Genomic DNA, 24,115 nt, shown 5'->3' with positions numbered 1-24,115 from the left:
TCGCATCCGTTTATGACCCGTCAAGACCGGGTCGCGGCGTTTGGCAACCATGGACGGATCCTCGCGGGAAACCACTCCTCCGGCAACAGCTGGAAAAGCATCCGCAAAGAAAACAATCCGCTTGCGCAGGTGATGAAGGCGCACGCCAGCGTTGCTGGCCAGAACGGCAACGCCCACAATAGTACGAAGGCCAATATCGTGGCAGCCAGGAAGAATGACACCAGCCTGACATTGAAAACGGACCAGCGGAAACCGCTTAGCCTTCGCACAAGAACGTAGACGAAAGCGGTGTGCCAGACATAAAGGCCAAGGAATGCCGCCCCCGAGCCTATGAGGCCGAACCTGTTGACCAGCAGCCAGGCAAGGCCGACGTGAAACAGGGTTGCAGTGACTTCCGTCCAGAAGAAGACCTTGCGCGCTGCCTTGGCAAGTATGATGAACCCCATGGGCCACGAGACAATTTGCAGCATCACGCCGAGACAAATCCAGCGTAGCAGATTGATCGCGGCGTGGAATTCCGACGAGTAAAACAGGTTGATCACCAACGGTGCGAGCGTCAACGTCGCAAGCAGCCCGGGTCCGGCGAGCAATACGCTGATTTGGATCTGGTCATTAACGAGGCGGTTGCACTGGTCATCGTCGCGTGCGATGGCGGTCAAGCGTGGGTAGAAGTCGGTGCCCATTGCCTGTAGGATGAAGCTCGCATAGAGCCCGCCTAACGCCCAGGCTGCTTGATACAGCCCCGCCGCTTCGACACCGCTTTCTCTCAATACGATGATGCGAACCGCATAGGCAGCTCCTACGGTCAGGAACCCCGAAGCCATAAACACCACGCCAAGTTTCAAAAGTTCAGCCGACTCCTGTCGCACTTGCTTTGCTGACGGCGAAAGCGATGCGATCTTTATCCTGCGGCTGTACGACCAAGACGTGAGGACCGAAACAGCGGCCATCGCCACCAGTGCCGGCACGATTCCTTTTTCGCCGAAGAGAAAAATCAAAGGGATGCCGATGAGCGTGCTGAACAACGCTCCAAGCATATTGAGGCGAGCGAGATCGGAAATGCGCCGTGTGCCTTGAACCAAAGCGGTTTGCCCGCCCGAGATCAGGCGAAAAAACACGGCGACCGCAAGAAGTGCCACGCTGGCAGCGTGGGTCTGATCGGCGAAGGTGAAGCTGGCAATCGGCAGTGCGAACACGCACAGCAAGAGTGCGGCCACGATCCCGAGGACGGCCGAAATGCGTCGCAGGACGATCGCCGTCATCGCAATCTTGTGCTCATCGCCAGACCCGACGGCTTCCGCAATCTGCCGCACACCGCTGGCTTGAACACCGAGCCCAGCCAGGTTTTGTGCGAGATCGGCTATGGAGCTATAAAGGCCCATAAGTCCGACGCCTTGCGGGCCAAGCAGTAATGCCATTGCCTTGTTGCGGATTATTGCGAAGGCAATGTTGACGATCGACGACCCGCCAATCATGGCAGTGGACTTCAAGATCTCCCTGTATGAATGGCCAGGGCTGGAGGCAATCGGGCCGATCGCCTCTTGCGACACGCTCACTGGCCGGCCTCAACGGTCATTGCAGTTTTTCCACTAGCTGGAGGAAGCGTCATCGCGCCGACGGTTTCAGAAACCGGACTCGCCGGGAAAGCCACCTTGATCACGTCTCCGGGAACCAGGGTGGTGGAATCAACCGCTGGGATCTCACTTACTTCTCCGTTCACTTTTCTCAGGATCGTGAAGTTGAGCGGCTGGTCTGTGCCATTGCTCCTGTTCTTGGAGGCGGAGGCTAGTGTATTGACAAGGAGCTGTTGAGCGACCTGATCTTTCACCGCAAGCTGCATGAGGTTGGCCTGCTCTGTTTGCAGCTCGATGGCGGTCTCAGTATGGAATTTGTCGCGCAAACCGTTTCGTTCGCGCGTGGCCGCCGCTTTGGCCTGTTGTGCTCGCATGACGGCCGTCACTTGATCAAGACGATCGGCCTTGTACGACGAAACGACACGCTCTAGTTCCGATTTGCGCGAAGCGATTGCTATGCCCTTTTCGACCAGCATCGTGACATTTGCCAAATCGATTTCAGCAGATTTTATGCTCGCATCGGACATCTTGATCTTCTCGTTGAGCGATCCGATCTCTGAATCCAACAGCGCGCACAGCTCGGTGAGCGATTTCGTTTGCCGATCGAGTTCATCCGCCCGCGCGGAGAAAATAATACTTTCCTGGCCAAAGATTTCGTTGGCCGCGGCAGTGTCGAGCCCTCCCGCCACAGGTGTGGGAAACCGTATTTCGCTCTCGCCAGACATTTCTGCCTGCAATCGTGCGATCCTTGCCTTGGACAACAAGATCTGAGCATCAAAAACCTGAGCATCGCCGACAAGCTGGATCTCGAGCTTGGAAGCATCGGACGCATTAGACCGAGCTTCGCCGCCACTCAAGGCTAGCGCCTGCAGAACGGTCATTCCCACGCGATATTTGTATTCACCCGGTGTGGTCACGGCGCCGACGACGTAGACGGGCGGATAATCGATAATTTCGACCGTCGTGTCCGGCCGTTTGACCAAACCCATCTGCGTTTGAAGTCGCTTGGCGATTTCGCCCGCTAGAGCCGTGCTGTCCATCTCTCCTAATGACACAGCCCCAATGACCGGCAGAACCAGCGTCCCAGTTTCCGACACCACAAAATCGCCGCCCAGCGCGGACCACTGCTCGAACTCGCCCTTTACCGGCACCCACTGCACAACGGTCACGCGCAATTTGGTCTGGGGTACCAAATTGGCCCCGGCTGCCTGCGCTAAGGCCGGGAATCCGCAGGTAATAAGTGCTGCCAAACACATGAGCAGCATCCAGCCTGTTGCGCCTCTTGAAACTTGGCGGGAAACGCTCATTGAAACTCCCATTGGCCCTGCGATTTTCAATTTCTGATATCAGTTTCCTTAAAGCTTGTGTTCTTGGTAAATCGATCAGCACCATGGGATCGGCCTAGTCCATTTGGATGATGGCAACTGCCAAGGCGGGTAACTCACTCCGACGGAAGGCCTTCCAATCAGCCCTTTTGCGCGGTCGCGGCGACCGCGTGATCACTCTATCGTATCTTGGCAATCGATTGGGCGGCAGGATCAGGCGACAGATTGCGTTGGAAACGGATCGAATTGGTAGCATGCACTCCAGGAATGCACCCGATAGCAGCGCCGGGCGGATCGATGGTTGGTTCGAGCCGCGTCGGATCATTCTCTTAATTGCCACCCGCGGCGCCATTTCGGACAATTTGATCTACGCCCTCGAGCGCGAGTTCCCTTGGGCGATTATCGAACAAGCAGAAAATGCGAATGCTGCCTGCGGCAAGTTTGAACTTCCGCTTGGGCTGATACTGATCGACGCGGCCCTGTTGAAGGCTGCCGAGGCCGTTTCAGCCGATATTTTGCTCAATCACCCACAAGCATTTACCGCAGCCATCGAGTTCGACGATCACAATCCGACCTGCTCCTTTCCCGAAATGTTGGGCTCTCGCCTGGTCCGAGGCGTGCTTCCGATGAATTTGAAGCTGGATGTCTGGCTGTCCGTCATACGTCTCATGTTGCGGGGAGGCGAATATTTCCCTGCCGGCATGTTCCATTCCTACAAGCAAAGAATGCGCGACAATTTCGAAGCCGTGACGCCCCGTTTGGGACCATCCCTGGCGGCGGCCGCCGGTTCTAGGCTGACTGACCTGACGGCTCGCGAAATACAGATCCTGGAAAGAGTCTCACGTGGCCTGCAAAACAAGGCCATCGCCGCGGAATTCAATCTCTCGGAGCATACGGTCAAGGTTCATATGCACAATATTATCACGAAATTGGGGGCGCGTAATCGAACAGATGCGGCCGCCCGTTTCCTTGAGCGAGAGGCGGCGCCATCACATCATATGACGCTAAAACCAAATTGGACTGTGCCAGGCGAAGGGGTTGCCAACGCGGCCGAACAGGAGATTTGAAACTCTCCGCAGGCAGATTACGTTGTGGGAGAATAGACCAATAATCTGCGCCTATTCCCAGGGATTGATATTAATTCGATCAAATTTTAACTGTTATACGTGTCCACATTTTAATATTAAATCCAATTATTTGGTTCTGATGAATTTCTCAGGTTGCATTATATTACAATTTACATCAGTCTCATTTTGGGGACGGGTGTCGGCGATTGAGGGGGGCGTGCGTGGAATTAGCCCATCGACGTTCTGACGCCCGGCAACAGGGGGGTGGAAGATGTCACAACAGAATATCCGAGGTGCATTTGATGCACCTGTGCAGGTCGTCTCAGATAGCTGCGAGAGTCCGGTGGCGGTAACGTCATCCTCCCAGGCGCTGGAACGCTTGCAAGGCCGGTGGCCGACACGAGATGGCACAATGTATCGGCATGCCCGGCATGCCTGCGTCCTGGCAAACGAAGGTGCCATCCCCTCAAAGATAGCTCGAAAGGCCTTTGTGCGTGCCGCCAGAGAGGCCGGCATTCTCTTCGAAACCAGTTGAAGCTTCCTCGGCCGGGCAAAGCTCGGGCGACCGTGACGGTTCGACAGAGGCAAGAACCATGATCCCGTGGGTCAGCTCGTCTTTGAGAGATGACGTGGCGGCTTTGCGCAGGCCCAGACCAGCGGCAATATCCACGGTTCCATTTATCCGATAGACTGCCGTCGCTTGGGGCCGTCCGGTTGAGCCGACTAGGCGCTCAGATCAAGGGGCGCACCGAAATCCCGGCATTTATCCTGAGGAGAGCGCCATTTAAACAGCTGCGGGGCGCCGAACCTCATTGACAACCAGATCCAGCCCACCACGTGCATGGCCCCGGAATGTCGACTCGCTGCGCGCATTGCGCGCACCTGAGCCACGTTGCACTGATCAGCGGCGAATGCGTGAGCGACGAATGGCGCCGGCCCGCCGGCGAGCGGTCGCCATCACCGCCCGCTAGACCACGCAAGACGCTACGATAGGGCGGCAAGATCGGCCAGATCTAAAAGGCCGGATGGACAGGCAGGTGAAATGACGATTGCTCGTACAACCACCGGAGGTGCCGCTATCCCAACCTGTCTTTCCAATCGACGCACATAGTGGACGACGAGCGGCTGCAGAATGGGCTGGTGCTGATAGAGTCGTCCCTCGGCAGAAAAAATCAATGTTTTCCCCACCCCTTGCCATTCAACTATGGCTCGATGCCAGCCTTGGACTGAAACGTTGGCGATCTGGATCTGGCACTGGTCTCGAGTTCCATAAATCCAGGTCGGATCGGTGTTTGGGGCCGCGCGCTCGATCTTGAACCGATGCTTTGCCATAAGGGCTACGATGTCGTCGTCGCTCGGATAGGATACGCCCTGGCTGGCTGCGGCACCAAAAACAGTCTTCACTGCCAAGCTTGTCGCCAGCAATGTGGCGAAAGCAGCGCTAAGCATCAGCGGTCGCATTGGGCTTGATACCTCGAATGTAAATTGCCAAGACAGTGCCCATTGTTGCCCAACCAGCCAATGTCGCGCCAATAGGCCCATGAATTTCGTCGTAATATCTTGGCAAGAGGCAGATTGCACTTATGCGGATTACATTAAGAGAGATTGTCGAAATGCATGCTACCACAATAGTCCTAATCGCCGAAAGCGACCAATATTGATCGTATATTTTCAGAAACAAGATGCCGCATAGATACGCGAGGGATACGTTGGTCAATGACGAACATGCCGGTTCTAGGAACAGCATGCCAGAACCGTCGGCGAACGGAATCACGTTTCCGTGGCTGTTCGTTCCAACCAGCCATCCGACCAGCTTGGCATCAACGACGAGGATCGAGTTGCTCATACTGGCAAAAAGAACCCTTGCCCAGAGCATGGGAACGGTCGCGGCACCAAGGACGGCCGCGGCCCTGCGCTCCAAATCCGTGGATCGAGATGAAAATGCCAGGTGCGCTGCGATCAGACTAATCGCGAGCCAACTCAAGGCCGGGAGCGGCAACAGGAAGGCGACCGCAGCCGACGTGGCAATTGCAATATCAATCCGACGCATTGGTTGCGGATTGCTGCGCAACAAAAAACACACACCGACCAAAAGAGCAGCCCATACGACAGTGCTGACGCCGAAGGTGTTGTAAAAAGCTGCCAGCACTCCCTTCTGGTCTAGCTCCGCGGCAATGCGTTCACTGGCGCCGTTCGAGAAACCGACGATCGCCAGGCCGCCGTAGACAAGGGTTCTGGAGGTGTAGATGCTGGCGGGCATCTCGAAACTCAGCGCCCGACATGGCCAGACATGCCTTTGGAGTATGCCAGCGTCGGTCCGATCCGCCGGTTTTGAGATAGGTCGCATTGGCTGTCCCAGAGTCACGCGATATAATTTCGACGCATGAGCTCGCTCGGACATAATCGAGACCGCAGAAGCTAGCGCTTATTTTGCTTCTGCTTGCGGCGGTACCAGACATACCCCCCCAAAACCAACGCCGGCAGTCCGAGGCCGATCACCGGACCCGGCGCGGAGTGCGTGACTGGGGAGCCTCCGTCATTTCCCCCCTTCTCTGGAAACCATGATGCCAGAGCAAAGCTAGGGGCAGAGGTGCACAGCACAATCGCACCAGCACAAATCACGGCCCTGCAGTCCATCTTGCTACTCCTCAACCTCGGCGGGGCGGTACCCAAATTTCGTACTCGCACACTAGCATGTGCGCCCACACGACGTATCTACACCGTAGGGTGTAGTCCTGCCGTGAAATAGTCGTACCCGAGTGCCCTTCGCCATGTTGGACAGCGGTTCACCATAAATTAATGAATTCGTTTCATCGTCATATGATGACACACCGCGCCCAAGCCTGGACGTTCTTGATCGCGTCGAATGCTGCCTTCTGGGCAGGCCTTTTTTGGCTTTTGGTCCGTTAGCGGCAACACCACTTCCGTATTTTCTGGATTAGGTGCAGTCCCATCCTTCTCAGTCTGATCAGGTAGAGCTTGGCGGGTAGCCGGGGCCGGCAGACGCCGGTTCCCAAGGCTTGGTCGTCGGCATTGCGCGCGAGTGGCGGGACCGACCGACCGGATTGAGGGCCCATATCCTCGTCTGCGTGGCGACACTATGATTGCCATCCTGACCATCGAGACCACCCACTTTCATGTCTTCGACGGCCAGGAAGTCGCAATCAATCCGATCCGGTTGATTGAGGCGACATCGGCAGGCGTGGCGCACTTGGCGGCCGGAATAGTCTTCTTCGCAATGGAAATCCAAGTGCTCACCACTGGCGCAGCAATACGGCACGTCGCGCCTGGACGGCTCGTCCGCCTCTTGTCAGATTTTTGAGCGCCTGACGCCGACGTCGTCGTCTTTAATGCAGCAACGGCAGGGTTGCTCTCCGCACATCGACGCTTTCCTCTACCAGATGGGTATCGCCCTCCGCCCGGCGCCCTCAGACGTATGTCGCCCGAAGCTAAACCCTCAGCATTCGATGTCCCATCGGCTCAACCACGAGTATAACGGGGTCGCATGGAATGTCGGCTAACGGGAAGTAGCAAGTTTGGGGTCCGACATTGGCGCAGAGCAGCCATTCACGTCGCGGCAGACGTAAGTCAGGCTTCGGGTCAAGTTTCCTTTCTCCAGCGCTCTTCCCAGCACCAAGACAGGTCCATCATGCCCAACATCGTAGAAAGATCGCAGTGTTCCAGGATGGGGGGAAAGACGGTAACGCCCTACCGACTCGAACCCCCATAGATGCTTGGATCAAGGTTGCACCACAGCGGATCCAGACACCCCGACCTCCTTCAGAAGCGCGCGCATCTCGACGGCAGCCGCAAGACAGAAAGTTCGAAAAGCTTCTAGGCACCCCAGTCGATGGCCAATTGTAGAACCGTCTGACGTACGGCTCTCCGTTGGCTAGGGGTTCGTTCGGCTTTTGCAGTTCCTGATTCGTGCGGCCATATATCCGACCTGTAGGTGCGGCCATTCATGTGTCGCTGCCACAATGCCGTTCGCGCGGCTCAGGCCCAATCGTAAGCTCGCACTCGAGGTGCACGGCCCCAGTCGGTTTTCCTGATCCGGCGGTATCAACCGGCTTGGTGCATTAGCTCCTGCCCGCCCTTTCCAAACTCGTCAGTGACCGCTCGCCTTTGGCTCGGTTTATGCGATGAGTGGCTCCCTGTAGCACTCGCCGTTCGCTGGACACGAGTCCCTAAGTGCACGGTTCGGGGGAGACTGAATTACCCAAGAGTTTGACTGGCGAGGGCATAGGTCACCGGTGCAACTGCGCCGTCGATGCCAAAATCGGAGAGGTGTTTGCCCAGCGACATGGTGAGCACCGTGTCGAAAACTGGCATTCCGCTGTGCGACAGAAAGGCAGCGAACTCGCCATTGTCCATGTGGGTGTCGATACGCAGGAAAGACCCCGCACGGTCGGCCACGTGCGGCCGGACGATCGCCACGGCGTCGGCGTCGCTTTCCGCCACGACCGGCCCCACGACATGGCCTCGTCCGAACGGCCGGCAGAGCGCGAATGCGTTCAGCTTATCGCCCTTGAAAAGACCATAGCCGGCCGAGTGTGCCAAAAGCTTCTCGATGAGCGCCGCCCGCCTCACGCCAAACCCTGCCGCGTCGAGCGCGATCACGGCGGGAATATCATTTTCGACTAAACTCCGGACTTCGCCGCGGGTATTTTCCTGCCCAACTGTCGTCTGCGCACGGACGATGCCCTGGCATTGATAAACGGTCTTCTCCGGCTGGAAGTCGAGCGAGAGATAGAGCCGCCTTGCCGCGCGCGTTGCGTTGAGGCGCAAGTCGCGGCCGACGACCTTGTCGAAGACCCGCTTCATCAACCATTGCCCCGCCCCCAGCGTCTGGAGTCGCGGTGAGGTGATGACCATGCCCACGGTGGCGAAATCGGTACCATGCGCGAACCACATGGCCGAGCCGAGAACCCGGCCGATCTCATCGAGCGCCACCAACCCCTGCCCCGATTCACGCACGAATTGCCAATCCTCGGCGCGATGCGGCCATCCCACGGAGAGCGAGAGCGCGTGCAAACGGTCCAGTTCGACGTCTTCGATGTCGCCAATCCGCATCGAGAAGGTATCGATTTTCAAGCTTCCGGACGGCTTCAATTCCATGCCCCTGCAAGATTTCCGCAACCAGAGCGCCACGCACCGATGGCCACCCTCTGCCGCCAACGCTAAACGAGCAGACCGATACGATTTGCTCGAAAGCCGCGCAGCAACGCAAGATTCAACTGAAACATTTCAGCTTTCGGCACGCAATCGCGAAAGAACGCAGGCATCCTCTTTGGAAATCTGGCAGCATATGGTCGACGGCACCGATCCCGGCCAATCCGAAACGCTTTGAGGGCTGGAATGGACGTCTTCGACATCCTCGATCGTCTCGTCGCCTTTCCATCGGTCGCCGGCAGGCCGAACGGCGACGTCGCCGGCTGGATCGAGGCCTATCTCGCGGAACAGGGAATCCAGGTCACCGTGCTTCCAGGGCCGGAAGGCGATCGTTCCAATCTTTTCGCGACGATCGGCCCTGCCGATGGCCCGGGCTACATACTGTCCGGCCATATGGACGTTGTTCCCGCCAGCGAGCCGCAATGGAGCTCGAGCCCTTTCGCGCTGCGCAAGGAGGGCGAACGGCTCTACGGACGAGGCACCACGGACATGAAGGGGTTTCTTGCCGCAGCACTCGCGGCCGCTCCCAGGCTTGCGGGACTGCGCCTTGCCAGGCCCATCCACCTCGCCTTCTCCTATGACGAGGAAGTGGGATGTCGCGGCGTGCCGCATTTGATCGCCCGCCTTCCCGAACTTTGCGCCAAGCCGCTCGGCGTCATCGTCGGCGAGCCGAGCGGCATGCGCGCCGTGCGCGGCCACAAGGGCAAGGCAGCCGCCCGCGTATCCATCAAGGGACGTGCGGGGCATTCCTCAAGACCCGATCTCGGCCTCAACGCCATCCATGCCATGGCCGCTGTGCTGGGCGCGGCCGTGAACGAGGCCGAACGGCTGACGCACGGTCCAGTCGACCCTGCCTTCGAGCCATCCTACTCCTCGCTGCAAGCTGGCGTCGTCGCGGGCGGACATCAGGTCAACATCATCCCCGACACCTGCACGCTGGACCTGGAGGCACGCGCCATACCTGGCGTCGACCCGGCGAGCCTGCTGGCGCCTGTGAGGGCACGCGCAGAGGCTCTCGCGGCGGATGGCTTTCGCATCGAGTGGAGTCCGATGAGCGCCTATCCGGCGATGTCGCTGCCGCCGGACGCGCCACTCGCTGGACTGCTGCACGCCTTGACCGGCGAGGTGCCGCTTGCCGCCGTCAGCTACGGTACGGAGGCCGGACTTTACCAGGCCGCCGGGCTCGATGCGATCATCTGCGGCCCCGGCGACATCGACCGCGCCCACAAGCCGGACGAATACATCCTTGCCAGCGAACTTGCCGCCTGCCAGCGATTGATCGAAGCGCTGGGCGCCCGCTGCGCGGCTTGAAAGGGAACTGGAATGACATTCCTGTTCAATTCCGATGCGCGCCGCGGGGCGGTCTTCGCCGATGCCTTCGCGAGAGACCTGCCGGACGTCCCCTTGACGATGAATGCCGCAACGGTCAATCCCGACACCGTGCGTTACCTGATCAGTTGGACCGTGCCGGATAATCTCGCCCGCTACAGGAACCTGGAAATCCTGTTCTCCATCGGCGCCGGCGTCGACCAGTTTCGCCTCGATGCGGTGCCTGCGAAGGTGAAGATCGTGCGCATGATCGAGCAAGGCATCGTGCGCATGATGCAGGAATATGTGACGCTTGCCGTGCTCGGGCTCCACCGCAACCTGCCTGGATATCTGGCGCAGCAGCGCGCCCGCGAATGGGCCGATATCGCGCAGCCGCAGGCCGGGTCGCGTCGGGTTGGCGTGCTCGGCCTCGGGCAGCTTGGCCAAGCCGTCCTCGATCGCCTGAAGCCCTTCGGCTTCCCGCTTGCAGGATGGAGCCGCTCGCCGCGGCGGATCGAGGGCGTGACCTGTCATCATGGCGAGCCCGGATTGAACGAGATGCTTGCGGCCAGCGACATTTTGATCTGCCTGCTGCCGCTGACCGAGGAGACGCGGGGTTTCCTCGATGCCGGCCTGTTTGCGAAACTGCCCGAGGGCGCGGCGCTCGTCCACACCGGCCGGGGGCCGCAGCTCGACCAGGAAGCCCTTGTCGCCGCACTCGACAGCGGCCACATTTCGGCGGCGATGATCGACGTCACCGATCCCGAACCGCTGCCGGCGGGCCATCCGTTCTGGTCGCATCCGAAGATCATTCTGACCCCGCATGTCGCCAGCGTCACCCAGCCCGCCAGCGCCGCACAGGCCGTTGTCGAAAACATCAAGCGTTACCGCGCCGGTCTTGACCCCATCGGGCTCGTCGACCGGTCGCGCGGCTATTGAATTTCAACATGAAAGGCTATCCCTTGTCCCTGCTCAAGACCGTCGATACCAGCCCTGCCTTCCAGCCGCGCGAATCCGGGGCGCTGCCCGAACGGCTGATTTCCGGCAACCCCGCCTTCAAGACCTGGGCTCAGGATGTCGCCAAGGGCGACCTCGTCCATACCGGCGTCTGGGAGGCGACGCCTGGCGAAACGCGCTCGATCAAGGGCGAGACTTTCGAGTTCTGCCACATCCTCTCCGGCGTGATCGAAATCACGCCCAACGGCGGCAAAACGGTGACCTACCGCGCCGGCGACAGCTTCGTGATGAAACCTGGCTTCACCGGGATTTGGAAGACCATCGAAACGGTCCGCAAGATCTACGTAACCGTGGGGTAGCGGGAGCGCGAAGGCGCCGGCCTCCGCAACAGATTTTGCCGTCTGTCATCGCCGGCACACAACAATCATCCGCGACCGATCGTCGAACGGTGCATGCTGCGCCAGAGCCCGCGCTAGGCTCCTGCAGAATATTCCAGAGTGGGTGCCATGGGCCTGAGCTTCGACCCGGATACCGTCTCCCTTCCCGTCGGCCATTTCATTGGCGGCGAGTTGATCGCGGCCGAGGGTGCGATCGAGATGCACCGACCGTCGGACGGCAAGGCATATGCCGCTTGCCCGGTGGCCGGCGTCGACATGGTCGACCGTGCCGTTGAAAGCGCCAACGCGGCGCTGAAGTCCAGCAACTGGGGCGGCGTTCGGCCGCGCGAACGGACGAAGGCACTCCAGGCCTGGGCCGACCTGATCGAAGCGGAAGCCGAAACGCTGGCCAGGATCGAGGCGCTGTGCTCCACCCGGCCTGTCGGCCAGCTCGTTGCCGGCGACATCGCGATAACCGCCGAGCAGATCCGTTTCTTTGCCGAATTCGCCGACAAGGAAGGCAGCGAGCTCGTGCCGACCGACGACGCCACTCTCGGCATGATCATGAGCGAGCCCTATGGCGTGGTCGGCGCGATCACGCCCTGGAATTTTCCCATCTCGATGGCCGGATGGAAGCTCGGTCCGGCATTGGCCGCGGGCAATGCGGTCGTGCTGAAGCCATCGGAAATGACGCCCTTTTCGGCAGTCTACATGGCGCAACTCGCCGTCAAAGCGGGCCTGCCGGCAGGGCTCATAAACGTGGTGCTGGGAGACGGTCCGACGACCGGCACGGCGCTGACCGGCCATCTCGATATCGCCAAGATCAGCTTCACCGGCTCGACCCGCGCCGGATCGGCAATCATGGAGAACGTGGCCCGCACCGGCGTCAAGCCGATGACGCTGGAACTCGGCGGCAAGAGCCCGCAGATCGTCTTTGCCGATGCCGATCTGGACAAGGCGGCAACGGCCGTCGCCGGCAGCGTCACTTTCAATGCCGGCCAGGCCTGCGTCGCCGGCACACGCCTGATCGTCGAGAGGAGCGTGGCCGACAGGCTGACGGCCGCGATCCTGGAGAGGATGAAGGCTGTGCGCCCCGGCCCGACCTGGGACGAGGCAACGCAATATTCGCCTGTTATCTCGGAGCGGCAGCGGGCGCGTGTCGACTGCATCGTGCGGGCCGCGATCGACGCCGGCGGCGAATGCCTGACCGGTGGCGGCGTCATGGACAGCCCCGGCTATTTCTACCAGCCGACGCTGATCGCCGATGTCGACCAGGCCAATCCGGCGATTGTCGAGGAAATCTTCGGCCCGGTCCTGACCATTCAGACCTTCGAGACCGAGGAAGAGGCGCTGGCGCTGTCCAGCCATCCAACCTACGGGCTGGCTTCCGGCCTGTTCACTTCCGACCTGTCCCGCACCATCCGCTTCGCGCGCAAGCTTGAGGCGGGCACCGTCTGGGTCAATCGCTACAGCCGCTCGCGCGACCATATCCTGCCGACCGGAGGCTACAAGCGCTCCGGCATCGGCAAGGATCTCGGCCGCGAGGCCTATCTCGCCAACCGCAGGACCAAGAGCGTCCTGATCAGCCTCTAGAGAGATGCCGATGAAGTCCTATTCGATTGCCCTGATCCCCGGTGACGGCATCGGCAGCGATGTGACCGCCGCCGCCTGGACGGTGCTGGAAACGGTGGCCGGAAACTTCGGCTTTGCGCTGACCGGAACCGAGTTCCCCTGGTCCTGCAAATTCTTCAAGGATACCGGCCGCATGATGCCGCAGGACGGCATCGAGACCTTGCGCGGCTTCGACGCCATCCTGCTCGGCGCGGTCGGCTGGCCGGCGGAAGTGCCGGATTCCGTCTCGCTACACGGCCTGCTGCTGCCGATCCGCAAGGCGTTCGTGCAGTACGCCAACATCCGGCCGCATCGCCTGCTGCCGGGCGTCACGGGACCGCTGCGGGCGGAGAACTTCGACATATTGTGCATCCGCGAGAATACCGAAGGTGAATATTCTGGTGCCGGCGGGCGCGTGCATCAAGGCACGCTGGACGAGGTCGCCGTGGAGACCTCGATCTTCACCCGCGCCGGCGTCGAGCGCATTCTGCGCTTCGGCTTCGAGCAGGCGCGGGCAAGGCGAGGCAAACTTGCCTCCGTCACCAAGTCCAACGCGCAGAAATACTCGATGGTGTTCTGGGACGAGATCACGCGAAAGCTGGCCGCGGACTATCCTGATATCGAAGTCACCAGCTATCATGTCGACGCGCTTGCCGCGCGCATGATCATGGCGCCGGAGAGTCTCGACGTGGTCGTTGCCTCCAACCTGTTCGGCGATATCCTCACCGACATCGGCGCGGCAATCCAGGGCGGGCTCGGCTATGCCGCCTCCGCCAACATCAATCCCGGCCGCTCGGCACCATCCATGTTCGAGCCGGTGCACGGCTCGGCGCCCGACATTGCCCATCTCGGCATCGCCAATCCGATCGCCGCCATCTGGTCCGGCGCCATGATGCTCGATCATCTCGGTGAAAAGGCAGCGGCCGACCGCGTCATCAAGGGGGTCGAGGCTGCAACCGCCAGAGGCATAGGCACCATTCCCGGCAAGGACCGGACGGAGGCCATCACGGCCGCCGTCGTCGCCGCGCTCACGTGATTGCAAGGTCGTATCCGATGAAAAACCTCAGAGACAAAAGCCTCTTCCGCGAAGCCGGCCTGATCGGCGGCGAATGGGTTGCTGCCGGCTCCGGCAGGACGGTCGACGTCATCGATCCGGCAACCCAGGTGGCGATCGGCACGGTGCCCGACATGGCCGGTCCGGAAACGCGTGCGGCCATAGAGGCCGCGGCTGCCGCCTATGGGGACTGGAAGAAGAAAACCAACGCCGAGCGTGCTACGCTGCTGGAGGCATGGCATGGCCTGATGCTTGCGCATCTGGACGATCTCGCGCTGATCCTGACGACGGAACAGGGCAAACCGCTGGACGAAGCCAAAGGCGAGATCCGTTACGGTGCGGCCTTCGTCAAATGGTTCGCGGAGGAAGCGCGCCGCATCAATGGCCACACCATCCCCTCACCCACCTCCGACCGCCGCATCATCGTGCTGAAAGAACCGGTTGGCGTTTGCGGCATCATTACGCCGTGGAACTTCCCCAATGCGATGATCACCCGCAAGGTCGCGCCGGCACTGGCCGCCGGCTGCACGGTGGTGATCAAGCCATCCGAGTTCACGCCCTATTCGGCGCTGGCGCTCGGCGTGCTTGCCGAACGCGCCGGCATCCCCGCCGGCGTCATCAACATCGTCACCGGCATGCCCACGGAGATCGGCAACGAAATCATGGCGAACGAGGCCGTCCGCAAGATCTCCTTCACCGGCTCGACGCGGGTCGGCTCGCTGCTGATGCGCGGGGCCGCCGACAGCGTGAAGCGGCTCAGCCTCGAACTCGGCGGCAACGCGCCCTTCATCGTCTTCGACGACGCCGATCTCGATCTCGCGATCGAGGGTGCACTCGTCTCGAAGTTCAGAAACGGCGGCCAAACCTGCGTCTGCGCCAACCGCATCCTCGTCCAGTCCGGCGTCTATGAAGCCTTCGCCGCCAAGCTATCCGCCCGCGTCAACGCCATGACGGTCGGACCGGGCACGCAGCCCGGCGTCGCCATCGGGCCGATGATCAACATGGCAGCGGTCGAGAAGATAAACCGCCACGTCGAGGACGCGCTCGCCAAGGGTGCTGCGATCATCACCGAGAAGCCGGCATTGCCCGACGGTCCTCAATATGTCGCGCCGCTGGTGCTGACCGGCGCCACGAAAGAGATGCAGCTTGCCGGTGAGGAAACGTTCGGCCCGGTCGCGCCGCTTTTCCGGTTCGAGACGGAAGAGGAGGCGATCGCGCTGGCCAACGGCACGCCCTACGGGCTTGCTTCCTACTTCTACACCGAAAACCTGAAACGCGCCTGGCGCGTCGGCGAGGCGTTGGAGTTCGGCATGGTGGGGTTGAACACCGGCTCGGTTTCGATCGAGGTCGCCCCTTTCGGCGGCGTCAAGCTGTCCGGCCTCGGGCGAGAGGGCGCGCAGGCCGGCATCGAGGAGTATCTCGAGATGAAGAGCTTTCACATCGGCGGGCTCAGCTGAGGCAATTTTTTGCCCAAGCCGGGCCAGACCGGCGATCACTGAATCCGGTCGAGCGCCTTGTAGTAGAGGCCGACCATCGGCAGGAACCAGGGCTTGCCGGAGTAACCGGGAATGGACGGCCATTCGAGCCCCTTCATCGGATTGCGGTCCTCGCGGCCGAGCATGGCATCGGCCAGGATCATGCCGAGATGGGTGGAAAGCTGCGCACCGTGGCCGGAATAGCCCATCGCGAACCAGACACCGTCATGGTAGCCGGCGCGCGGGAAGCGGTCCTTGGTCATGTCGACCAGCCCGCCCCAGCAATAATCGATCTCGACCTTGGCCAGCTGCGGAAAGATCGCCGCGAGGCCTGCCCGCAAGATCTCTCCGCTCCTGGCGTCGGAGCGCTGGTCCGATGTCGCCGAAAAGCGCGCGCGGCCGCCGAAGATCAGGCGCCTGTCGGGCGAAAGCCGGAAGTAGTTGCCGATGTTCATCGAGGTCACGCATGTCCGGTTGCCGGGCATGGTGGCGGCGATCTCGGCGTCGCTCAACGGCCGCGTGGCGATGATGAAGCTGCCGACGGAGATGATCCGGCGGCGGAAATAGCCGAAATCAGGCGTCGTGTAGGCGCCGGTCGCCACCAGCACATTGTCGGCGCTGATCCGGCCACGCGAGGTGGTCAGCTCATGCCTGCCGCCGGCCTGCTTGCGGCCCGTCACCGCCGCGTTCTCGTGGATCACGGCGCCGTGGCGGGCGGCTGAAGTGGCGAGACCCGCGACATAGCGGCCCATATGCATCATGGCGCTCTTCTTCGACAGCATCGCGCCGTGGAAGGGTGAACCGATCTCGGACTTGAGATCCGCCGCCGACAGCAGCGCCGTGTCCGGATCCACCTCGGCGTGAAGGGCTTCGAAATTGCGGGCGATTAATGCAAAATGCTGCGGCTTGGAGGCGAGCTTCAGCTTGCCGGCGCGGCGGAAATTGCAGTCGATGCCTTCCTCCGCGACTAGCGCCTCTATGGTGTCGACGGAGTCGTCCAGCGCCCGGTAGAGCGCGATTGCGCGGTCCTTGCCGAGCTCCGCCTTGGCGGAGAGATAGCCGTGGGCAAGGCCGTTGTTGAGGTGCCCGCCATTGCGGCCCGATGCGCCCCAGCCCACCCGCTCCGCCTCCAGCACGACCACCTTGGCGCCGGCCTTCGCCAATTGGCGCGCGGCGGCGAGACTGGTGAAGCCACCGCCGATGACGGCGGCATCGTAGTGCCCCTCGACCGGGCCTTGCGCCCCTCCGGAAAAGGCAGGGGCGGTGTCGTGCCAGTAGGATACGAACTTCATCGGGAATCCGCCTGTTTCAGAGACCGACCACGCCTGCAAGACCCGAAATGTCCGATATTTCGACATAGCCGTAATACGGGTTGGCTGGTTCGTGGCCGCGATTGACCCAGACCTTGTTCTTGATGCCGAGGTCGTGTGCCGACATCAGGTCGTAGCGGAAAGAGGACGAGCAGTGAAGAACGTCCTCGGGGCCGCAGCCCAGCCTGTCGAACATATACTCGAAGGCTTGAAAACGAGGCTTGTAGGCCTGCGCCTCCTCAGCCGTGTAGACGGCATGGAACGGCGCACCAAGCTTTTCGACATTGGACATGATCTGCGCGTTCATGGCGTTGGACAGGATGACCAACGGAATTTCCTTGGCGACCTTCGCCAGGCCGGCCGGAACGTCGGCGTGCGGCCCCCAGGTCGGGACGCGCTCATAGATCACTCTGGCATCGTCGGCGCTGAAGGCAACGCCGTTGCGCTTGCAGGCGCGCTCGAGCGCATTGTGGACGACATCGGCATAGGGCTTCCAGTCGCCCATGATCTCGTCGAGCCGATACGCCGCGAAATTCTTGATGAACTCCTGCATGCGCGGCTCATCGAGCCGGCTGCCATAGAGATCGCGCGCCGCTTCCGCCATCTGGAAAAAGGTCAACGTGCCGTAGCAGTCGAAGGTGATGTATTTGGGCCTGAAGGAAGCCATGTCCGTCGATCTCCGGTGGAAGCACATCCGCGCTGGGATGTATTTCATCATAGGGCCGCCGGTGGCGACCCACCTGACCGAAATCGCCCTCCCGAAAGCAGAAAGTTCCGTATCCACCCGCTGGTTTGGCACGCTGTAGCATCTGGCGTGCCGATCGCGGCGCCGCGATCGGCGTGAAACGCATCCGCCGCGGCCAGTGCCAGCACAAGATGCGGTGCACCGCTTGCGCTACGGCGAAAGATACCGCCGAAGCCGATGCCTTCAGATGATCTGCGGCGCGCCGATGGCCGAGACTTGGGCACTAAACGGAAGGATGCCTCATGCAGCAGGGCGAGATCGAACTCCAGACCTTCGGGCCGGACCATATCGAGGGCGCCGTAGCGCTTTCTCGCCAGGAGAATTGGCCGCATCGCCCGCAGGACTGGCAGATGGCGCTGCAGCTCTCGAACGGTGCGGTCGCGCTCGACGACCAGGGCCGCGTCACCGGAACCATCCTGGTAACGCCCTATGGCATGGATTGCGCCATGATCAACATGGTGATCGTCGACAGGACTGTGCGGGGCAAGGGGCTTGGTCGCCGGCTGATGGATCAGGCCTTCGCCCTTGCCGGCGACCGTCCGTTGCGGCTCGTCGCGACAGCGGACGGCATTCCTCTCTATGAAAAGCTCGGCTTCGTGCCGTCCGGTACGATCCGGCAACATCAGGGCAGCGTTGCCAAGCTTGGTGCGCCCGACGGCGTGGAAGCTGCGGACACCGCCGATCTCCCGGAAATCAAGGCGCTGGACCGCGACGCCTACGGCGCCGACCGTGAAGCTCTCATCGATGCGCTGGCGGAGCGCGGCCAATTCGCCGTCATCCGCCGCAACGGCGCCATCGAGGCCTATGCCGCCATCCGCCCGTTCGGACGCGGCGAGGTGATCGGTCCGGTCATCGCGGGAAGCACCGACGAGGCTAAGGCCCTGATCGGCTTCTTTGCCGCGCCACGTCCCGGCGCCTTCCTGCGCGTCGATACCGGCAGCGGGACCGGCATCGCCGGCTGGCTGGAGGACATCGGCCTCGCCCATGTCGGCGGTGGCGTGGCCATGGACCGTCCACCCAAGACGAACATGGAACAGGCATGGCCAAGAGTTTACGCCCTCGCCAACCAGGCGCTGGGCTAGTCCGGAGGATAGAATGCTCGCCAATTCCCTGATCGAACTCGACCGCGCCCATCTCATCCACCCGGTCTCTTCATACCGTGGTCATGAGGCGCAAGGCGTGCGCGTCTTGAAATCGGCGAAGGGGGCGACCGTGACCGATGCGTCCGGCCGGCAACTTCTCGACGGTTTCGCGGGACTGTGGTGCGTCAATGCCGGCTACGGCCACGACAGCATCGTCGAGGCGGCTGCCCGGCAGATGCGCGAGCTTCCCTACGCCACCGCCTATTTCGACCTCGGCTCTGAGCCGGCCATCCGGCTCGCTTCGGAACTGGCCGAGCGCGCGCCCGGAGATCTCAATCACGTCTTCTTCACACTTGGCGGGTCGGACGCGGTCGATAGCACGATCCGTTTCGTCCGCTACTACTGGAATGCCAGGGGCGAGCCAAAGCGCGACCAGTTCATTTCCATCGAGCAGGGCTATCACGGCTCGTCGGTGGTCGGCGCGGGCCTGACCGCCCTGCCCGCCTTTCACGCCGGTTTCGGCATTCCCTTCGAATGGCAGCACAAGATCCCTTCCCCCTATCCCTATCGCAACCCGGTGGGCGAGGACGGGAACGCGATCATCGCCGCATCACTCGCCGCGCTGAAGGCCAAGATCGAGGAGATCGGGCCGGAGCGGGTCGCTGCCTTCTATGCCGAGCCGATCCAGGGCTCAGGCGGCGTCATTGTTCCACCGAAAGGCTGGATCAAGGCGATGCGCGAGCTCTGCCGGGAGTACGGCATCCTGTTCATCGCCGACGAGGTGATCACCGGCTTCGGCCGCACGGGACCCTTGTTCGCCTGTACCGATGAGGACATCGTTCCCGATTTCATGACGACCGCGAAGGGGCTGACCTCGGGCTATGTTCCCATGGGCGCCGTGTTCATGGCCGATCATGTCTACGACGTCATCGCCGATGGCGCGGGCTCCTCGGCGGTCGGTCACGGCTACACCTATTCCGCTCATCCCGTCAGCGCCGCCGTCGCGCTCGAAGTGTTGAAGCTCTATGAAGACGGCCTTCTGGAGAATGGCATCAAGGCCGGCGCTCGCCTGATGGCGGGCTTGGAGGGCCTGAGGGACCACCCGCTCGTCGGCGATGTGCGCGGCCGCGGCATGCTTGCCGCGATCGAACTGGTGGTCGACAAGCAGAAGAAGACACCGCTTCCGGCGTCGGCCATGCCGGCGCGGCGCGTCTTCGACAGGGCATGGGACAATGGCCTGATCATCCGTGCCTTTGCGCATGGGGTTATCGGCTATGCACCGCCGCTCTGCTGCACCGACGGCGACATCGATGCGATCATCGAGCGCACGCGCCGGACGCTCGACCAGACACTGGACGATCCCGACATCCGCCAGGCCCTGGCATGACGGCAGACCAATACCCCGTGTTTCGAAATAGCGCCGGGGCAGACGATTTCGCAATTTTGTGCCGCCCCCTCGCGCCTTTTCGGCGAATCCAGCGCGGGGGAAGTGCCAGACTGCTTATAAGACAAGGCCAGAAAGCTTGGATTTCCGGGCCTTCGAAAAAGGCCGACGCCCCGGACAGCACGGAATTTTGTTCTGTTCAACACATGCAATTCGGCCGTACGCAGAGGAGACCCAGTCTTGGCCAGGGGCTTTAGCGAATTCAAATACATGACCTTCGATGTCGTCGGCACGCTGATCGACTTCGAAGGCGGGATAACGACCTGCCTGGCCGGAATCGCCGCCGAGGCCGGCGTTTCGCTCGATGGTGAGGAAGCGCTGAGCCTTTACCGGCAGGCCCGCTACATGCCCGATGCGAGCCTGTTTCCCGACGATCTCCTACGTGTCTACATGGTCATCGCGCCACGGCTCGGCCTGCCGGCCGAGGAGAAATACGGCATCCGCCTGCGGGACTCCGCCAGCGTCTGGCAAGGCTTTCCTGACAGCGCGGCGGCATTGGCCGAGCTTGCGAAATCGCACAGGCTGATCGCCATGACCAATGCCCGGCGCTGGGCGCTCGATCATTTCGAGAAGCAACTCGGATCGCCCTTCTTCGCCACCTTCACGGCCGACGATACCGGCACGGAAAAACCGGACCCGGCCTTTTTCCAGAAGGTCTTCAATTTCGTCGCCTCAAGGGGCGACAGCAAGGATGACATCCTGCACGTCGCGCAAAGCCAGTATCACGATATCGGCATATCCCGGGCACTTGGCTTGACCAACTGCTGGATCGAGCGCCGGCATGCCCAGAAGGGCTATGGCGGCACGATCGAGCCCGAGCGCTTCACCGTGCCGGACTACCACTTCACCTCAATGGCCGCGTTGGCGTCGGCCGTACGGGAAAGCCTGAAGCAACGAACCTGAGCCCAAGCCCGGAAAGCCGCGTCAAGACGAGCAAGCCGGAAAACAAACAGAAAGGGGAATGATATGACCGACAAGATCACGAACTGGACCAGCGCAGACGATGCCATGGTCGAAAATGCCATTCGGCGGGGCGCGAGCCGCCGCGAACTCCTCAAGATGCTGTTGGCCGGCGGCGCCGCGGTTGCCGCGGGCAGCATGGTGCTTGGCCGCGCCACCAATGCCGTCGCCGCCACGCCGGTTTCCGGCGGCAGCTTCAAGGCCGCCGGCTGGTCGTCCTCGACCGCCGACACGCTCGATCCGGCAAAGGCGTCGCTGTCGACCGACTATGTCCGCTGCTGCTCGCTCTACAACCGCCTGACTTTCCTCGACAAGGATGGCGTCACGCAGATGGAGTTGGCCGAAAGCTTCGACAGCAAGGACGCCAAGACCTGGACGGTGAAGCTGCGTAAGGGCGTCACCTTCCACGACGGCAAGGCCCTCACCGCCGACGACGTCGTCTTCTCGATGAAGCGCCATCTCGATCCGGCGATCGGTTCCAAGGTCGCCAAGATCGCCGCGCAGATGACCGGTTTCAAGGCCGTCGACAAGTCCACGGTCGAAATCACGCTCGCCGATCCGAATGCCGACCTTCCGACCATCCTGGCGCTGCATCACTTCATGATCATCGCCGATGGCACCACCGACTTCTCCAAAGGCAACGGCACCGGCGCCTTTGTGCTGCAAACGTTCGAACCAGGCGTGCGGTCGGTCGTCACCAAGAACAAGAACTACTGGAAATCCGGCAAGCCCTACCTCGACTCGTTCGAATTCATCGCCATCAGCGATGACAGCGCCCGCGTGAACGCCCTGCTTTCCGGTGACATCAACTTCGCCGCCTCGATCAATCCGCGCGCGATGAAGCTCATCGGCGGCCAGCAGGGCTTCGAATTGTCGAAGACGACCTCGGGCAACTACACCGACCTCAACATTCGGCTCGACATGGATCCCGGCAACAAGGCCGACTTCGTGACCGGCATGAAATACCTCGTCAACCGCGAGCAGATCGTCAAATCGGCATTGCGCGGCCTTGGCGAAGTCGGCAACGACCAGCCCGTCTCACCGGCGAACATCTTCCACAATGCCGACCTCAAGCCGAAGGCCTTCGACCCGGACAAGGCCAAATTCCACTTCCAGAAGTCGGGCCTGCTCGGTCAGTCCATCCCCGTGGTCGCCTCCGATGCCGCGACCTCGTCGATCGACATGGCGGTGATCATCCAAGCCGCCGGTGCCGATATCGGCATGAAGCTCGATGTCCAGCGCGTCCCGTCCGACGGCTACTGGGACAATTACTGGCTCAAGGCGCCGGTCCATTTCGGCAACATCAATCCACGCCCGACGCCGGACATCCTGTTCTCGCTGCTCTACGCCTCCAACGCGCCCTGGAACGAAAGCCAGTACAAGTCGGAGAAGTTCGACAAGCTGATGATCGAGGCGCGCGGCTCGCTCGACCAGGCCAAGCGCAAGGAAATCTACGGCCAGATGCAGACCATGGTCTCCGAGGAGGCCGGCACCATCATCCCAGCCTACATTTCCAACGTCGATGCCCTCTCCAGCAAGGTGAAGGGTTTGGAGGCGAACCCGCTCGGTGGCATGATGGGCTACGCAATGGCGGAATATCTCTGGCTCGAAGCCTGAGAGGCGCCTGCCAGGGACCGGACAGCCGGTCCCTGGCACTTATTGCGCAACATGGCTTGGCCGAACGCAACCGCAGGAGCGCTTCCATGACGTCTGGGGTTCTAAACCTCGTGTTGAAGCGGCTGGCAATCGCGGTCATCACGCTTCTGATCGTCCTGTTCGCCGTTTTTTTCGCCACCAGCATGCTGCCCGGCGACACCGCGTCGATCCTGCTCGGCCAGGCGGCGACACCCGAAGCCGTCGCCGGCCTGCGCGAGGCCATGCATCTCAACGATCCGGCAATCCTGCGCTTCCTGCGCTGGCTTCTCGGCCTGCTCCACGGCGATCTCGGCACCTCCTATGCCAATGAGATGCCGGTCGCGGCACTGATCGGCGGGCGCTTCATCAACACCATGGAGCTCGCCGGCATCACCACGCTGCTCTCGGTCCCCCTGGCGCTGACGCTGGGCATCACCGCCGCCATGCTGCGCGGCTCGCTCTACGACCGCACCGTCACCATTCTTTCGATCGGCGTCATCTCGGTGCCGGAATTCATGGTCGCCACGCTGGCGGTCCTGCTTTTCGCCGTTTATCTCAAATGGCTGCCAGCGCTTTCCTCGGTCAATGAGGCGCATACGCTGACCGACCTCGTGCGCATCTATGCAATGCCGGTGATCACGCTCACCTTCGTCATCTCCGCCCAGATGATCCGCATGACCCGCGCCGCGGTGATCGAAACGCTCTCCACGCCTTATGTCGAGATGGCGCTTCTCAAAGGCGCCTCACGCGGCCGCATGGTGCTCAAGCACGCACTCCCCAATGCGCTCGGGCCAATCGTCAACGCGGTTGCGCTGTCGCTGTCCTATCTGGTCGGCGGCGTCATCATCGTGGAGACGATCTTCAACTATCCCGGCATCGCCAAGCTGATGGTCGATGCCGTCGCGACCCGCGACCTGCCGCTGATCCAGAGCTGCGCGATGATCTTTTGCCTTGGCTATCTCTTGCTCATCACCGTCGCCGACATCATCGCCATCATGTCCAACCCGAGGCTCAGGTGA

General features: G+C 61.5%; 24 protein-coding genes. 16 read left to right on the top strand and 8 right to left on the bottom strand.

Annotated features, from left to right (window positions below; all coding sequences use genetic code 11):
• Positions 1–20 precede the first annotated feature (20 nt).
• Together LB569_RS04610 and LB569_RS04605 are read right to left on the bottom strand one after the other, a co-directional pair.
• Positions 21–1,535: an O-antigen translocase gene (locus LB569_RS04610; RefSeq protein ID WP_318013100.1), complete on the bottom strand. Its 1,515-nt coding sequence runs from the start codon at positions 1,533–1,535 to the stop codon at positions 21–23.
• A 17-nt stretch (positions 1,536–1,552) separates the two neighbouring features.
• A complete protein-coding gene (locus LB569_RS04605; RefSeq protein ID WP_224691277.1) occupies positions 1,553–2,881 on the bottom strand; it encodes a polysaccharide biosynthesis/export family protein in 1,329 nt (442 codons plus the stop codon).
• Between the two features lie 188 nt (positions 2,882–3,069).
• Between LB569_RS04605 and LB569_RS04600 the strand changes: the two genes are divergently transcribed.
• Both LB569_RS04600 and LB569_RS31995 read left to right on the top strand, forming a co-directional pair.
• The gene (locus tag LB569_RS04600; protein WP_224691276.1) at positions 3,070–3,966 is read left to right on the top strand and encodes a helix-turn-helix transcriptional regulator; all 897 of its coding nucleotides are present in this window, start codon (positions 3,070–3,072) and stop codon (positions 3,964–3,966) included.
• Between the two features lie 271 nt (positions 3,967–4,237).
• Entirely contained in the window at positions 4,238–4,501 is a 264-nt protein-coding gene (locus LB569_RS31995) for a DUF982 domain-containing protein (RefSeq protein ID WP_224691275.1), read from the top strand.
• Here LB569_RS31995 and LB569_RS04590 read toward each other — a convergent pair.
• The 3 genes from LB569_RS04590 to LB569_RS04580 all read right to left on the bottom strand — a co-directional run bounded on the left by LB569_RS04590 (position 4,433) and on the right by LB569_RS04580 (position 6,226).
• Positions 4,433–4,636 carry a hypothetical protein gene (locus tag LB569_RS04590; protein ID WP_224691522.1) on the bottom strand — a complete coding sequence of 68 codons (204 nt, stop codon included), beginning with the start codon at positions 4,634–4,636 and terminating at the stop codon, positions 4,433–4,435. The genes LB569_RS31995 and LB569_RS04590 overlap by 69 nt on opposite strands.
• 314 nt (positions 4,637–4,950) lie before the next feature.
• A complete protein-coding gene (locus LB569_RS04585; protein ID WP_224691274.1) occupies positions 4,951–5,427 on the bottom strand; it encodes a hypothetical protein in 477 nt (158 codons plus the stop codon).
• Complete coding sequence (locus tag LB569_RS04580) at positions 5,408–6,226, bottom strand: hypothetical protein (protein ID WP_224691273.1); 819 nt, start codon at positions 6,224–6,226, stop codon at positions 5,408–5,410. Before LB569_RS04580 ends, LB569_RS04585 begins: the two co-directional genes overlap by 20 nt.
• A gap of 760 nt (positions 6,227–6,986) precedes the next feature.
• On the opposite strand from LB569_RS04580, the gene LB569_RS31990 reads away from it, so the two are divergent.
• Positions 6,987–7,070: an MgtC/SapB family protein gene (locus tag LB569_RS31990; RefSeq protein WP_224691503.1), complete on the top strand. Its 84-nt coding sequence runs from the start codon at positions 6,987–6,989 to the stop codon at positions 7,068–7,070.
• Positions 7,067–7,288, top strand: a complete 222-nt coding sequence (locus LB569_RS04570) for a hypothetical protein (protein WP_224691272.1) — start codon at positions 7,067–7,069, stop codon at positions 7,286–7,288. Before LB569_RS31990 ends, LB569_RS04570 begins: the two co-directional genes overlap by 4 nt.
• An 893-nt stretch (positions 7,289–8,181) precedes the next feature.
• On the opposite strand, the gene LB569_RS04565 is transcribed toward LB569_RS04570, so the two are convergent.
• Positions 8,182–9,084, bottom strand: coding sequence for a GNAT family N-acetyltransferase (locus LB569_RS04565; RefSeq protein WP_224691271.1), 903 nt, complete (start codon positions 9,082–9,084; stop codon positions 8,182–8,184).
• Between the two features lie 240 nt (positions 9,085–9,324).
• Here LB569_RS04565 and argE point away from each other — a divergent pair, with 240 nt between their 5' ends.
• The 6 genes from argE to LB569_RS04535 all read left to right on the top strand — a co-directional run bounded on the left by argE (position 9,325) and on the right by LB569_RS04535 (position 15,902).
• On the top strand, positions 9,325–10,449 hold the full coding sequence (gene argE / locus LB569_RS04560) for an acetylornithine deacetylase (protein WP_140806871.1): 1,125 nt from the start codon (positions 9,325–9,327) through the stop codon (positions 10,447–10,449).
• A gap of 12 nt (positions 10,450–10,461) precedes the next feature.
• The gene (locus LB569_RS04555) at positions 10,462–11,385 is read left to right on the top strand and encodes a 2-hydroxyacid dehydrogenase (RefSeq protein WP_140716977.1); all 924 of its coding nucleotides are present in this window, start codon (positions 10,462–10,464) and stop codon (positions 11,383–11,385) included.
• A gap of 23 nt (positions 11,386–11,408) precedes the next feature.
• Positions 11,409–11,762 (top strand): cupin domain-containing protein, encoded by a 354-nt coding sequence (locus tag LB569_RS04550; protein ID WP_140806885.1) that lies wholly within the window; start codon positions 11,409–11,411, stop codon positions 11,760–11,762.
• A 147-nt stretch (positions 11,763–11,909) separates the two neighbouring features.
• Entirely contained in the window at positions 11,910–13,373 is a 1,464-nt protein-coding gene (locus tag LB569_RS04545; protein WP_224691270.1) for an aldehyde dehydrogenase family protein, read from the top strand.
• A 10-nt stretch (positions 13,374–13,383) separates the two neighbouring features.
• Positions 13,384–14,427, top strand: coding sequence for a tartrate dehydrogenase (locus LB569_RS04540; RefSeq protein ID WP_140806874.1), 1,044 nt, complete (start codon positions 13,384–13,386; stop codon positions 14,425–14,427).
• A gap of 17 nt (positions 14,428–14,444) precedes the next feature.
• Positions 14,445–15,902, top strand: a complete 1,458-nt coding sequence (locus LB569_RS04535; RefSeq protein ID WP_140707584.1) for an NAD-dependent succinate-semialdehyde dehydrogenase — start codon at positions 14,445–14,447, stop codon at positions 15,900–15,902.
• Between the two features lie 35 nt (positions 15,903–15,937).
• Here the strand turns inward: LB569_RS04535 and LB569_RS04530 are convergent, their stop codons facing one another.
• Both LB569_RS04530 and LB569_RS04525 read right to left on the bottom strand, forming a co-directional pair.
• The gene (locus LB569_RS04530; RefSeq protein WP_224691269.1) at positions 15,938–17,212 is read right to left on the bottom strand and encodes an NAD(P)/FAD-dependent oxidoreductase; all 1,275 of its coding nucleotides are present in this window, start codon (positions 17,210–17,212) and stop codon (positions 15,938–15,940) included.
• Positions 17,213–17,228: 16 nt separating this feature from the next.
• Entirely contained in the window at positions 17,229–17,897 is a 669-nt protein-coding gene (locus LB569_RS04525) for a haloacid dehalogenase type II (RefSeq protein ID WP_140663699.1), read from the bottom strand.
• Between LB569_RS04525 and LB569_RS04520 the strand changes: the two genes are divergently transcribed.
• The 6 genes from LB569_RS04520 (at position 17,896) to LB569_RS04495 (ending at position 24,115) form a co-directional block, all read left to right on the top strand.
• On the top strand, positions 17,896–18,036 hold the full coding sequence (locus LB569_RS04520; RefSeq protein ID WP_181173042.1) for a hypothetical protein: 141 nt from the start codon (positions 17,896–17,898) through the stop codon (positions 18,034–18,036). The two genes, LB569_RS04525 and LB569_RS04520, sit on opposite strands and share 2 nt — an antisense overlap.
• 181 nt (positions 18,037–18,217) lie before the next feature.
• Complete coding sequence (locus tag LB569_RS04515) at positions 18,218–19,057, top strand: GNAT family N-acetyltransferase (protein ID WP_224691268.1); 840 nt, start codon at positions 18,218–18,220, stop codon at positions 19,055–19,057.
• Positions 19,058–19,070: 13 nt separating this feature from the next.
• Positions 19,071–20,444, top strand: coding sequence for an aspartate aminotransferase family protein (locus tag LB569_RS04510; RefSeq protein WP_140806878.1), 1,374 nt, complete (start codon positions 19,071–19,073; stop codon positions 20,442–20,444).
• 267 nt (positions 20,445–20,711) lie between these two features.
• Positions 20,712–21,404 carry an HAD-IA family hydrolase gene (locus LB569_RS04505; protein WP_411970191.1) on the top strand — a complete coding sequence of 231 codons (693 nt, stop codon included), beginning with the start codon at positions 20,712–20,714 and terminating at the stop codon, positions 21,402–21,404.
• A 63-nt stretch (positions 21,405–21,467) separates the two neighbouring features.
• On the top strand, positions 21,468–23,078 hold the full coding sequence (locus tag LB569_RS04500) for an ABC transporter substrate-binding protein (protein WP_140663706.1): 1,611 nt from the start codon (positions 21,468–21,470) through the stop codon (positions 23,076–23,078).
• 86 nt (positions 23,079–23,164) lie between these two features.
• Positions 23,165–24,115 (top strand): ABC transporter permease, encoded by a 951-nt coding sequence (locus LB569_RS04495; protein ID WP_140663708.1) that lies wholly within the window; start codon positions 23,165–23,167, stop codon positions 24,113–24,115.

The organism is Mesorhizobium sp. BH1-1-4 (genome assembly GCF_020165665.1).
Lineage (GTDB): Bacteria > Pseudomonadota > Alphaproteobacteria > Rhizobiales > Rhizobiaceae > Mesorhizobium.
The sequence above is the reverse complement of the archived record's forward strand: the minus strand, read 5'-3'. Positions and strand labels throughout refer to the sequence as shown.